Genomic DNA, 11,879 nt, shown 5'->3' with positions numbered 1-11,879 from the left:
ACGTCGGCAAGGGCCATCCCGAGTACTACCAGGACGTCGCCGAGCGCCTGGCGCGCGAGATCCCCAACGCCTTCTGGGCCAACCAGTTCGCCAACCCGGCCAATCCGCGGGCGCACGAGGAGACCACGGGACCGGAGATCTGGGCGCAGATGGAGGGCAAGCTCGACGCCGTCGTCTGCGGCGTGGGCTCGGGCGGCACGATCACCGGATTGGGCCGGTTTTTCAAACGCGTAGCCCCGCACGTTGAGATCATCCTTGCGGACCCGAGAGGCTCGGTCCTGGCCCCGCTGGTGAACGAAGGCCGGGAGGCCGAGGTCGGCTCGTGGCTGGTCGAGGGCATCGGCGAGGATTTCGTGCCGCCGATCGCGGACCTCGGCGGTGTGGCCGAAGCGTTCACGATCGACGACGCCGAGGCGTTCGCGACCGCGCGCGTGCTGCTGCGCAGGGAAGGCATCCTCGCCGGTTCGTCGAGCGGCACGCTGCTCGCGGCGGCGCTGCGCTACTGCCGCTCGCGCACGACGAGCGAATGCGTCGTCACGTTCGTCTGCGACAGCGGCAACAAGTACCTGTCGAAGATGTTCAACGACTACTGGATGCACGACCAGGGCTTCCTGCGCGACAAGCCACGCGGCGACCTGCGCGACGTGATCGGGCGCAGCCACGAGGAGGGCGCGGTGGTCGCGCTCACGCCGGACGACACGCTCGCGAGCGCGCACGCGCGGATGAAGATGTACGACGTCTCGCAGCTCCCGGTGCTCGACGGCGAGCGGATCGTCGGCATCGTCGACGAGTACGACGTGCTGCTCGCCGCCGCGCGCGACGCGGCGGCGTTCGCGCGTCCGGTGCGCGATGTGATGTCGAGCCGGCTCGCGACCGTGCCGCCCGACGCGTCGCTCGACGCGCTCTTTCCGGTGTTCGAGCGCGGCATGGTGCCGATCGTCGTCGAGGGCGAGCGCTTCCTCGGGCTCGTCACGCGGATCGACGTCGTCAACTACCTCCGGCGCCGGCTCGCCTGAGCGCGTGCACGCGCGCGGACGTCGCGCGCAAGCGACACGGCGCGTACGTCAAACCGCACGCGTCAGAGGTTCTCGATCGCCACCGGCTCGATCGGCTCGGCGAGCGCGAAGCGCAGCACGCGCGAGAAGAAGTAGAGCTCCGCCTCGAGCGCGCGGCGGATGTTCTCGGCGCGCCGGAAGCCGTGCTGCTCGCCGGGGAACGCGACGTAGGCGACCGGCAGCCGCTTCGCGCGCAGCGCCGCGACCATCGCCTCCGCCTGCGCCGGCGGGACGACGCGGTCCTCGAGCCCCTGGAAGAAGATCACCGGACACGACAGGCGCTCGGCGTGGAAGAGCGGCGAGCGCGCCCGGTAGATCTCGGCGCCCTCGGGATACGGCGCGACCAGCGAGTCGGTGTAGCGCGACTCGAACTTGTGCGTGTCGGCGGCGAGCGCGGTCAGGTCGCCGATGCCGTAGTGGCTCGCGCCGGCGCGAAAGAAGTCGTGGAAGACGAGCGCGCAGAGCGTCGTGTAGCCGCCCGCGCTGCCGCCGCTGATGGTCGCGCGGGCGGGATCGGCGAGACCCTGCTCGCAGACGTAGCGCGCGCCCGCGACGCAGTCCTCGACGTCGACCACGCCCCACGCGCCGCGCAGACGATCGCGGTACTCGCGCCCGTAGCCGGTGCTGCCGCTGTAATTGACGTCGAGCACCGCGAAGCCGCGGCTCGTCCAGTACTGGATCGGCAGCTTGAGCGCGCCGTCGGTCGCGGCGGTCGGTCCGCCGTGCGAGCGCACGCGCAGCGGCGGCCGCTCGCGCTCGGGCCCGGCGTACGCGCCGTTCGCGGGCGGGTAGTAGAAGGCGTACGCCGTGCGGCCGTTCGCGCTCGGGAACTCGATCGACTGCGCGATCGAGACGTCGGCCGGGTCGACGGCGAGCGTCGACGAGCCGCGCACGGCGCGGTGCGCGCCGCTCTCGAGGTCGAGCTCGATCAGCGCCGACGGCGCGGCCGGCGAGCCGGCGACGAAGTACGCCTTGCGCGGCGTCACGCGCAGGCCGGAGAAGGCGACGAACGGCACGTCGAAGCGCTCGAGGCGTCCGCTCTCGATCGCGAGCCGCGCGAGCCGCCACTCGCCACGCTCGGCGTAGGTGCAGACGATGCTCGACGCGCTCGCGAAGCCGTAGGTCGTCATGCCGAAGTTCCACTGCGGCAATCCGAACTCGGCGCGCATCGGACAGAGCGGCTGCGCCTCCTCGCCGCTCCAGCGGTAGAGGTTCCACCAGCCGGTGCGGTCGGCGACGAAGTAGAGCATGCCGTCGGGCGACCACTCGGGCTGGAAGATCGACTCGCCGCGTCCGCCGGCGATGCAGCGCGCGTCGACGATGCGCCCGTCCTCCGCGACGCGGCCGAGCCAGAGCTCGGTCTCGTCCCACGGCATGTGCGGGTGACGCCAGGCGAGCCAGGCGAGGCGCGTGCCGTCCGGGCTCAGGCGCGGCGAGGCGTAGAAGTCGTGTCCGGCGACCAGCGTCTCGACGCGCGACGAGCCGTCGAGCGGCACGGCGACGAGGGTGTTCGTCGGCTCGCGGCCGTCGTCGTGGTGCTCCTCGCAGACGGCGATCAGCCGCGCGCGCGGACGGTCGACGACGAGGTCCGCGTAGCGCCGAGCGCTGGGCTCGGTGAGACGCCGCGGCGTCGTGCCGACCAGGCACGCGAAGACGCTCTGGTCGCGGTCGTCGACGAAGTACACGGTGTCGCGCTCGACCGTCCACGCGCCGCCGCCGTACTCGTGCACGCGCGAGCGCGCGCTCCACGGCTGCGGCAGGACGTCCGCGACGGTGCCGGCGGCGCTGCGCTGCACGATCGCCGTCCGACCGGCCTCGGCGGGTCGCGACTCGGCCCAGTACAGGTCGTCGCCCGAGACCGCGATCGCGCCGAGCCCGACCGACTCGCCGACCAGCAGCGCCGCCGTGATCGGCGAGCGCCAGGATCCGTACGGCAGCACCGCGCGCGGCATGGTACCGACGGTAGGAGCGCCCCGGTCGCGGGTCAACGTTTCGCGGGTTCCTCCATGGTCGTCGCTCGCATCGATTCGCTCGCGTACGGGCCGCACGGCATCGCGCGCGTCGCAGGCAAGGTGCACTTCGTGCGCGGCGCCGCGCCGGGCGACGAGGTCGAGCTCGAGGTCGAGGAGGACCGGCGCGCGTACGCGTACGCGCGCGTCGCGCGCGTGATCGCCCCCGGCCCCGCACGCCGCGAGCCGCCGTGCGTCTACCTGCCGCGCTGCGGCGGCTGTCCGTGGCAGCACGTCGACTACGCCGCGCAGGCGGAGGCGAAGGAGGCCGCGGTGCGCGACCTCGTGACGCGCGTCGGCGGGCTTGCGCCGGACGTCGTGCGGCCGATCCTGCGCGCGCCGGCGGAGTTCGGCTACCGCCGGCGGCTCAGCCTGCGCGTCGATCCGCAGCGCCGGCTCGGCTTCATGGCGGCGGCGTCGCACGACGTCGTGCCGGTCGCGCGCTGCCTGCTCGCGGAGGACCGGCTCGCGGGCGCGATCCCGCTCGCGCAGGCTTGGGTCGAATCGCTCGCGACCCGCGTGCAGCGCATCGAGCTCGTCGCGACCGGGGCCGCGGCGGACGACGAGCACGTCGCGCTGGTCGCGCAGGCAGACGGAGCGTTCGATGCGCGCGACGCCGAGACCAGCGCCCGGTGGCTGCGCGCGCACCCTCGCGTCGCGGGGCTCGTGCTGCACGGACGCGGCTTCAAGCGCACGTGGGGCGACGTCACGGTGCGCGTGCCGCTCGCCTGCGGCGCGCCGGGCGACGAGATGTGGCTCGCCGCGGGCGACTTCAGCCAGGTCAGCGACCACGGCAACGCGGCGCTGATCCGCGAGGTGATCGACGCCGCTGCGGTGACGTCCGAGACGCGCGTCGCCGACCTCTACGCGGGCGCGGGCAACCTCGGCATCCCGCTCGCGCGCCGGGCGGCGCAGGTCACCGCGGTCGAGCGCTCGACGTCGAGCGCGTCCGCGGCGCGCGACAACGGGCGACGTCTCGGGCTCGCGAACCTCGAGGTCGTCGCCGGCGCGACCGACCGCGTGCTTTGCCGCTTCGTCGAGGACGGTCGGCGCTTCGACGTCGTCGTGCTCGATCCGCCGCGCGCAGGTGCGGCGGAGGCGCTGGCGCCGCTCGTCCAGCTCGCGCCGGCGCGGATCGTCTACGTGTCGTGCAACCCGTCGACGCTCGCGCGCGACCTCGCGACGCTCGCGCGCGCGTACGACGTCGCGCGCGTGCAGCCGATCGATCTGTTCCCGCAGACGTACCACGTCGAGGCGGTGGCGCTGCTCACCGCGCGCTGAGCCGCGCCGACGCCGATCGATTCTGCGGTCGTCGTGAGCGGCCGTGCGCGGTCGCGACTCGCTGCTGCTCGCGCGACGCGCAGGGGACGCGTCACGCCGCGCCGGCGCGCAGCACGCGGCCCGCGAGCCGTCCGGTGGGCTTGCCGTCGTCGACCACGCGCTGGCCGTTGACCAGCACGAGCGGGATGCCCTCCGCGCGCTGCAGAAGGCGCTTCTGCCCGCCCGGCAGGTCGGCGACGAGCTCGGTCGGCAGCATGCGGATCGTCTTCGGGTCGAAGAGCACGACGTCGGCCGCCTTGCCGGGCGCGAGCGTGCCGCGGTCGGTGAGGCCGTAGACCTCGGCGGGACGCGCGGTCAGCATGCGCACGGCGTCCTCGAGGCGCAGCGCGCCGAGCTCGCGCACCCAGTGGCCGAGCAGGTAGCTCGTGAAGCCCTGGTCGCAGAGCGTGTCGACGTGCGCGCCCGCGTCGGAGAGCGCGAGCACCGTCGCCGGCGAGCGCATCAGCTCGGCGACGCCCTTCTCGTCGGCGTTGAGGATCTCGACGCCCCACTGGCCCTCGAGGTCGTCGGCGAGCGTGATGTCGAGGAAGGCGTCGACCGGGTGCTTGCCGAGCTCGTTGGCGATGTCGGCGACGCTGCGGTCGCGGAAGCGCTCGTTCTCCGGCCGGGCCGGCAGGCGCAGGAACATCCGCTCCCAGCTCGGCGTGAGCAGCGCCTTGAAGTTGCCGTCGAAGCCGCGCAGCTCCGCGCGGAACGCCTCGCTCGCGAAGCGCGCGCGACGCGCCTCGCGCGGCTCGTGCAGGATCGGCTTCCAGTATGCGTTGTTCTCGAGGCCGAAGGCTGGGGCGCGGAAGTCGAAGCGCAGCTCGAGCGGTCGGCAGCCGACCTGCGGCACGACGCTCGCGCCTTTGGCTTGACGCTCGGTCGCGGCCGCGAGCACCTCTTGCGCCGAGCCCGGGAAGAACGGGTTGTCGTGCAGCGGCGCGAAGGTGACCGTCTTGCCCGAGATGCGCGCGAGGCGCTCGAAGCGCTCGAGCTCGGCGAGCTTCTCCTTCGGCGGCGCGAGCAGGCTCTGCGGCGCGAGCTCGATGATCCCGTGCGGCAGATCGCGCAGCACCTCGGCCATCGCGTCGAGCTCGGCGTCCTCGGAGAGGCGGGTGGGGGCGGGCGTGCCGTCGCCGAAGAAGTGCGTCGGCGAGAGCGAGGTCGACCAGCCGATCGCGCCGGCCTTCATCGCGTCGCGCACGATCGCGCGCATGCGCTCGATCTCCTCTGCCGTCGCCGGACGCTCGACCGCGGCCTTGCCCATCGCGCGCAGACGCACGGCGGACATGCCGATGAACGCCGCGACGTTCGGTCCGACGCCCTGGCGCTCGAGCGCCGTCAAGTACTCGGGGAACTCCTGCCAGCTCCATTTGATGCCGGCGCGCAGCGTGTCGATCGGCATGCCCTCGACGTAGAGCAGGAGCTTCATCACGGTCTCGCGGTGCTCGGGCAGGCACGGCGCGATCGTGAAGCCGCAGTTGCCCATGACCACGGTCGTGACGCCGTGCCACGACGACGGGCTCGCGGTCGGATCCCAGAAGAGCTGGCAGTCGTAGTGCGTGTGCACGTCGATGAAGCCGGGCGCCGCGACCAGACCGCCGGCGTCGATCTCCTGCGCGGCGTTCTTCGGGTTGCTCGCGATCGCGCCGGGCTCCGTCACCGCGGCGATGCGTCCGCCCTGGATTGCGATGTCGCCGGGTCGTGCGTCGGCGCCGGTGCCGTCGCAGATGGTCGCGTTGCGAATGATGAGATCGTGCACGTGTAACCCTCCCGCGCGTCAGCACGCGCGCGTCGAGCATCCACGGCGGCGACGCTCGTGGCAAGCGGCGCGTGGCGCGGCTCGCGGCTCGCAGCTCAGCCGGTGAAGCCTGCCGCCCCCGGCGTCGAGCGGGCGCGCGACGGGCGCGGCCGCGCGGGTCGCGAGGCGCGCCTGCGGCGTGACGCGTCACGCGACGCCTGGCGCCTCGTCGCAGCTCGGCTTCGCCCGGTCGGCGCCGCGGGCGCCCCGGCAGACGTCGAGTCCTCCTTTGCCGACCAGGAGGTCGTCGCCCGCGCTGCCGCACAGCAGATCGTTGCCGCCGCGTCCCTCGATCAGGTCGTCGCCGCCGAGCCCGACGATCACGTCGCGGCCTTCGGTGCCGACGAGATGATCCGGGCGCGGGGTGCCGACGATCGTCGCGAGGTGGCCGCGGCAGCGGAGATCGGGCAGCGCGTCGAGGGCCGCGTTTTCATGAGCGGCGTGCTTGCCTGTCTCAACAAGAAGACCGCATGCGAAGGCGCGCGTTTTCGCAAGGCGATGGAGAGCGCGTAGAAGGTCGCCATGCGGTATCGCCCGTGCGATAGCGGGCTCTACGGGAAGCAGGAGCGCATCGCGCACGCGCGACGAAGCCTAAGTAAGCGAAAAATTCGCTGAAGCGCGACTCCGCGCCTCAGGCGATCAGCTTCTCGAGGACCGGCACCGCGACTTCCGGCGCGTACGACGGCAGCGAGACGTTGACCGCATCCGCGCCGGCCGCGCGCAGCGCGCGCAGTCGGTCGCGGACCTGCTCGAGCGTGCCCGCCACGGTGAAGGCGGTGGCGAGCCGGTCGCTCACCGCCGCGATCGCGCCCGCGTGGTCGCCCGAGCGGTAGACGCTCGTCACGCGCTCGACGTCCTCCGCGTAGCCGAGCTCGGCCGCCGTCGCCGCGTAGGGGCTGTTCGGCGGGCCGATGTAGATGCTGGCGGCGAAGCGTCCCATCTGCGCCGCCTGCGACGGATCGTCCGTGACCAGCACCGTCGCGCCGGGACGCACCTCGACGTCCTCCGGTGCGCGACCGGCGCGCGCGGCGCCGGCGGCGATCCGTGCGCGTCCCGCGGCGATGCCGTCGAGCGGATAGATCGTCGGGATCCAGCCGTCGGCGAGCTCGCCGCAGAGCTCGATGCTCTTCGGTCGTAGCGACGCGAGCAGGATCGGGATGCGCTCGCGCAGCGGCTGATAGCCGAGCCGCACGCCTTCGAGCGAGAAGATGCGGCCCTTGTAATGGACGCGCTCGCGACGCCAGATGAGCCGGCAGATCTCGATCGTCTCGCGCACGCGCTGGAGCGGCTTGTCGAACTTGAGCCCGTGCCAGCCCGCGACGACGTTCGGCGTGCTCGCGCCGAGCCCGAGCATCACGCGCCCGCCGGACAGCTCGTCCAGCGTCGCGGCGGTGTTCGCCAGCACCGCGGGCGAGCGGCTGAAGACGTTCAGCACGCCGAAGCCGAGCCCGATGCGCGAGGTCTGCCCGGCGAGGTGCGTGAGCAGCGTGATCGGGTCGCGGTTCCAGCTCTCGGTGAGCCACACGCTGTCGTAGCCGAGGCGGTCCGCGGCGCGGACGGTCTCGCAGGCCTGCGCCCATGGGTCCTTGCCGCCCGAGCGCTCCCAGAACGCGAGCACGAGGCCGAGACGCGGCAGGCCCTGCGCGTCGCGCGTCGTCGTGCCCTGCGATGCAGCGTCCGTCGTCATCGCAACCCGCTCATGCGCAGGACGTCCCGGCGCACGCTTGCGCCGGGAGAGATTCCATCGCGCGCTTCATCGACGCGGCTTCGTATCACGAGCGCTCGCGCGGGCAACTTCTTGCCGCGCGAGCGCTCGCGAAGTCCTTGACGGAGATCGTGGGCAGCGACCCGCGGGACCGACGGGTGCTGCGGATCAGGCGACGGACGCGCCCTCGTGCGTGTCGAGAAGCGCGCCCGTCGCGTGCACGGTCAGGGGACGCACTGCACGACCTCGCACCTCTTCGCCCGGTCGACGCCCGCGCCACCCTGGCAGGTGTCGACGGCGATGCGCGGCTTGGTGAGACCGTTGAGCGGGTCGAGGACGCCCACACCGGTCGTGGCAGCGCGTCGGCGACCCTGTCGACGTCGGCGCGCCCGAGGCGCTGGCTGAGGATGGCGAATGCGCCCGCGACGTGCGGTGTCGCCATCGAGGTTCCGGACAGGACCTTGAACCCGCCTCCGGGAACGGTGGACCGGATCGACGTGCCGGGTGCGAGGAAGTCGAGGAACGAAGCCGAGTTCGTGAAGACCGACACCTGGTCGCTCTTGGTCACGGACCCGACGGAGAACGCGGAGCTGATGCAGGCGGGCTCGTCGATCAAGTGGGCGTAGCCGGCATTGCCCGAAGCCGCGACCGTCGCGATTCCCGCCGCGCGGAGGTTGTCGATCGCCGCCTTGCGGGCCACGTTGTCGGCGTCGCACGCCGCTTGCGAGGAGTAGCTCCCGCCACCGAGGCTCATGTTCACGACCGCGATGCGATGCTTGTTGCGCAGCTCGAAGACGTGCTCGAGCGCGGCGATCTGGTCGGAGGTGTAGGTCAAGGCGCAGGGATCGCCGAAGCCCTCGCAGATCGGGCCCGTGAAGCGCGAGAACACCTGGATCGCGATGATGTTCGCTCTGCGCGCCACGCCGGAGCGCGACGCCGCGATTCCGGCGACGTGCGTGCCGTGCTTACAGTCTCCCGCGTAGGTGCACGCAACGCCGGGCCCAGGACCGATCTGCTGGGTGGCGCCGTTCGGACAGTTCCCGTTGCCGGAGAAGCAGGCTTCGCGCACGATCTTGCCGGCGAGCGCGGGATGGCTTCCGTCGACGCCGGTGTCGAGCACGGCGACGGTCGCGACGCTTAGCTGGCGATCCCTGGACGTCGGCGAAGAGCACCGTCACCTGCTTGCGCTCGCCCTCGAGCGCGTGGCGCGTCGTGAGGATGCGCTCGACGAGGTGGCGCGGCGTCAGCGAGCGCGGGTCGTGCGCCGAGGCGAGGTCAGGCGCGAGCCTGCGTCCGCAACCGCCGCAGAAGCGGTGCGCGGCGAGGTTGCGCGCCCGCAGGCGGCGCAGCGCCGGACGAGCGGCGTCCCGCAGGCGGCGCAGAAGTCGTCGTCGGCAGAGCTCTCGCGCTGGCACGACCCGCATCTCATCGCTGCGAAGGCCCGGAGCCAGTGCGGCACCAGCCGATCGTGCGGGCTGCCGGAAGACGGGACATGCGCCGGCCGTGCGCACGGGACGTGCGCCGGCGCGACACGCGCCCGCGGCAAGAGCGGCCCCTCCGGGAGTCGAACCCGGTCGGATGGTTTTGCAGACCTCCGCCATGACCGATGGAAGGAGCCAACCGGCGAGGCGCGTCAGCCGATGTCCGCGTCGAGCGGGGGCTGCAGGAGCATCGCGGCGCCGAGCGTCGCGAGGAAGCGCAGCGCGAGCAGCGCGTGGACGATCACGCGCACCTCGCGCGCCGGCACCCCGGCGTCGAGCAACGCCGACACCTCGGGCTCGAGCGAGGCGAACGGCTCGAGCGCGCGCTCCGCGAGGCGTCGAACGAGCACGCGCCGCTCGCCGTCGCGCGGAAGCCCGTCGTCCGGCGAGCCGAAGCCCGGGTAGCGCCGTCGGGTGATCGCGTGTGCGATCTCGTCGCGATCCTCGGCGCGCAGCGGTCCCGCGGCGTCGAAGTAGATCGCGTGCGACGCGAACGCGGCGACCATCGCGACCGGGAGCAGCTCGAAGCCGGGCAGGAGGCGGCACGCCTCGCGGTACTGCTCGGTCGTCCAGCCGTACGCGCGCTCGCGCGCCACGAGGGGCCGCACGCGCGGCGTGGTGCTCTTCGGTCGTGACGGGCGGACGCGCACGTCCCCGACGGCCACGCGGCCGTGACGGCGCGCCGCGCGCCAGGGCGCGGTCTTCAGCGGGTTCATCACTCTCTCGTCCTTTCTCGGGCCCGGCGACGAGCCGTCAGGTCGGAGAGCGATGCGGTAGAGACGGAAAAGCCCACCGACCTCGGCAGGTGGTGGGCTCGCTTTCGCTCCGCGCGCGATCTCGTCTCAGCGGGCAGACGGCGGAAGGAGCTTCCACCACGTCGCTGGACGACGACAGATCGCGAACGCCATATCGGTTCCGATACGCGGTCTTTACCGCCGAAGCAAGCCCATCAAGCACAAAACCGGGGTGGGGAAAATTTTTCTCGAGGGGGCTTGCGCAGTGTGTGCAGCGCAGGTACAAGCGCCGAACCATGTCGCTCGCCGGCATCTGTTGTTGTCGCCCCGCGAAGAGGAACGAGGCTTCTCGTGCCTGGGGTCGTGCCGTGCGCGCGGAAGGACAGGGCGTCTAGGACGCCGGTCCAACGACGGAACAACCAAAGGCCCGGAGGTCTCGAACCTCCGGGCCTTTTTGTTTTTCCGCAACCGCAAGCGCGAGCCGAGAGCACAGACCAAGCGAGACGATCGAGACGAAGATGAGCCAGACCAATCCCATCCCCGAGCGCCGTAACCGGCGCCTGTGGCGGCTCTTCCACACCTGCCTCTGTTGCCCCTGCTGAGGCCGGCGAAGCTCGCCCGCCTCCGGCACCCCGTTCCTCGTTCACAACAAGCTCAAAAATCAGCGGCGACGCTCGACGTGCGTCCGCCGCAACGGGAGAGGATCATGCGCAGGAAGAAGGAATTCAGGCTCAACGTTTTCAAGTTCATCGTCGCCGTGGTCGGCGCCTTCGGCTTTGCCTACGCGGCGGCCGCCGAGACCAAGGACCTGCTCAACGTGTCGTACGACCCGACGCGTGAGCTGTGGCGCGAGATCAACGCCGCGTTCATTCCGCACTACAAGGAGAAGACCGGCACCGATCTGTCGATCAAGATGTCGCACGGCGGCTCGGGCTCGCAGGCCCGCGCGGTCATCGACGGCCTCGACGCCGACGTCGTGACCCTCGCGATCGCGTCCGACGTGGATGCGATCGCCAAGGCCGGGCTGATCGCGCCCGACTGGAGGACGCGCCTGCCGAACAACGCCAGCGCCTACAACAGCACGATCGTCTTCGTCGTCCGCAAGGGGAACCCGAAGGGGATCAAGGACTGGCCGGATCTGATCAAGGAAGGCGTTCAGGTGATCACGCCGAACCCGAAGACCTCCGGCAACGGCCAGCTCTCGCTGTGGGCCGCGTGGGGCTCGGTCACCCAGCGTGGCGGCACGGAAGAGGAGGCGGCGAAGTTCGTCACCGAGCTCTACAAGCACGTGCCGGTGCTCGACGCGGGCGCGCGCGGCTCGACGACGACCTTCGTGCAGAAGAAGATCGGTGACGTCCACCTCACCTGGGAGAACGAGGCGCACCTCGAGGTGAAGGAGGCCGGCGGCGAGGTCGAGATCGTCTATCCGCCGATCAGCATCCTCGCCGATCCGCCGCTCGCGTGGGTCGACGCCAACGTCAAGCGCAAGGGCACCGAGGAGGTCGCCAAGGCGTACCTCGAGTTCCTCTACACGCCCCAGGCGCAGGAGATCATCGGCAAGCACTTCTACCGTCCGACCGACCCGGCGATCCTCGCGCAGTTCAAGTCCACGCTGCCGCCGATCGAGCTCTTCCCGATCACGGCGATCGCCGAGAGCTGGTCGGATGCGAAGGAGAAGTTCTTCGCCGACGGCAAGATCTTCGATCAGATCTACAAGCCGAAGTGAGCGCAAGCGCGTAAGGCCCGCCTCTACCGCCACTCTCGAGCGGAA

At 71.7% G+C, this 11,879-nt stretch carries 9 protein-coding genes and 1 tRNA gene; 3 read left to right on the top strand and 7 right to left on the bottom strand.

Annotated elements, in window-relative coordinates:
• The coding region (locus tag VIS07_14015; GenBank protein HEY8516621.1) for a cystathionine beta-synthase at window positions 1-1,016 on the top strand (1,016 nt) is incomplete at its 5' end.
• Window positions 1,017-1,078: 62 nt separating this feature from the next.
• Here the strand turns inward: VIS07_14015 and VIS07_14010 are convergent.
• On the bottom strand, window positions 1,079-3,007 hold the full coding sequence (locus VIS07_14010; GenBank protein HEY8516620.1) for a S9 family peptidase: 1,929 nt from the start codon (window positions 3,005-3,007) through the stop codon (window positions 1,079-1,081).
• 54 nt (window positions 3,008-3,061) lie between these two features.
• Here VIS07_14010 and rlmD point away from each other — a divergent pair, with 54 nt between their 5' ends.
• Window positions 3,062-4,345: a 23S rRNA (uracil(1939)-C(5))-methyltransferase RlmD gene (rlmD, locus tag VIS07_14005; GenBank protein ID HEY8516619.1), complete on the top strand. Its 1,284-nt coding sequence runs from the start codon at window positions 3,062-3,064 to the stop codon at window positions 4,343-4,345.
• Window positions 4,346-4,436: 91 nt separating this feature from the next.
• Here rlmD and VIS07_14000 read toward each other — a convergent pair whose 3' ends face one another.
• The 6 genes from VIS07_14000 to VIS07_13975 all read right to left on the bottom strand — a co-directional run bounded on the left by VIS07_14000 (window position 4,437) and on the right by VIS07_13975 (window position 10,090).
• On the bottom strand, window positions 4,437-6,149 hold the full coding sequence (locus VIS07_14000) for a D-aminoacylase (GenBank protein HEY8516618.1): 1,713 nt from the start codon (window positions 6,147-6,149) through the stop codon (window positions 4,437-4,439).
• Between the two features lie 186 nt (window positions 6,150-6,335).
• Window positions 6,336-6,512 (bottom strand): hypothetical protein, encoded by a 177-nt coding sequence (locus tag VIS07_13995; GenBank protein HEY8516617.1) that lies wholly within the window; start codon window positions 6,510-6,512, stop codon window positions 6,336-6,338.
• A gap of 307 nt (window positions 6,513-6,819) precedes the next feature.
• Window positions 6,820-7,875 carry an LLM class flavin-dependent oxidoreductase gene (locus tag VIS07_13990; protein HEY8516616.1) on the bottom strand — a complete coding sequence of 352 codons (1,056 nt, stop codon included), beginning with the start codon at window positions 7,873-7,875 and terminating at the stop codon, window positions 6,820-6,822.
• An 85-nt stretch (window positions 7,876-7,960) separates the two neighbouring features.
• Entirely contained in the window at window positions 7,961-9,013 is a 1,053-nt protein-coding gene (locus VIS07_13985; protein HEY8516615.1) for a S8 family serine peptidase, read from the bottom strand.
• Between the two features lie 429 nt (window positions 9,014-9,442).
• A tRNA-OTHER gene (locus VIS07_13980) sits at window positions 9,443-9,511 on the bottom strand.
• Between the two features lie 15 nt (window positions 9,512-9,526).
• A complete protein-coding gene (locus VIS07_13975; GenBank protein ID HEY8516614.1) occupies window positions 9,527-10,090 on the bottom strand; it encodes a hypothetical protein in 564 nt (187 codons plus the stop codon).
• 724 nt (window positions 10,091-10,814) lie between these two features.
• Here VIS07_13975 and VIS07_13970 point away from each other — a divergent pair.
• Complete coding sequence (locus VIS07_13970) at window positions 10,815-11,834, top strand: sulfate ABC transporter substrate-binding protein (GenBank protein ID HEY8516613.1); 1,020 nt, start codon at window positions 10,815-10,817, stop codon at window positions 11,832-11,834.
• Window positions 11,835-11,879 lie beyond the last annotated feature (45 nt).

This window comes from Candidatus Binatia bacterium, from assembly GCA_036563615.1.
Classification (GTDB): domain Bacteria; phylum Desulfobacterota; class Binatia; order UBA12015; family UBA12015; genus DATCMB01.
This window is presented reverse-complemented; position numbering and strand designations above follow the sequence as displayed.

What these genes read in the sequence shown, in the direction of transcription:
- VIS07_14010 (HEY8516620.1), bottom strand. Translation starts at nt 3,007, where the DNA reads ATGCCGCGCGCGGTGCTGCCGTACGGATCCTGGCGCTCGCCGATCACG.
- rlmD (HEY8516619.1), top strand. Translation starts at nt 3,062, where the DNA reads ATGGTCGTCGCTCGCATCGATTCGCTCGCGTACGGGCCGCACGGCATC.
- VIS07_13990 (HEY8516616.1), bottom strand. Translation starts at nt 7,875, where the DNA reads ATGACGACGGACGCTGCATCGCAGGGCACGACGACGCGCGACGCGCAG.
- VIS07_13975 (HEY8516614.1), bottom strand. Translation starts at nt 10,090, where the DNA reads ATGAACCCGCTGAAGACCGCGCCCTGGCGCGCGGCGCGCCGTCACGGC.
- VIS07_13970 (HEY8516613.1), top strand. Translation starts at nt 10,815, where the DNA reads ATGCGCAGGAAGAAGGAATTCAGGCTCAACGTTTTCAAGTTCATCGTC.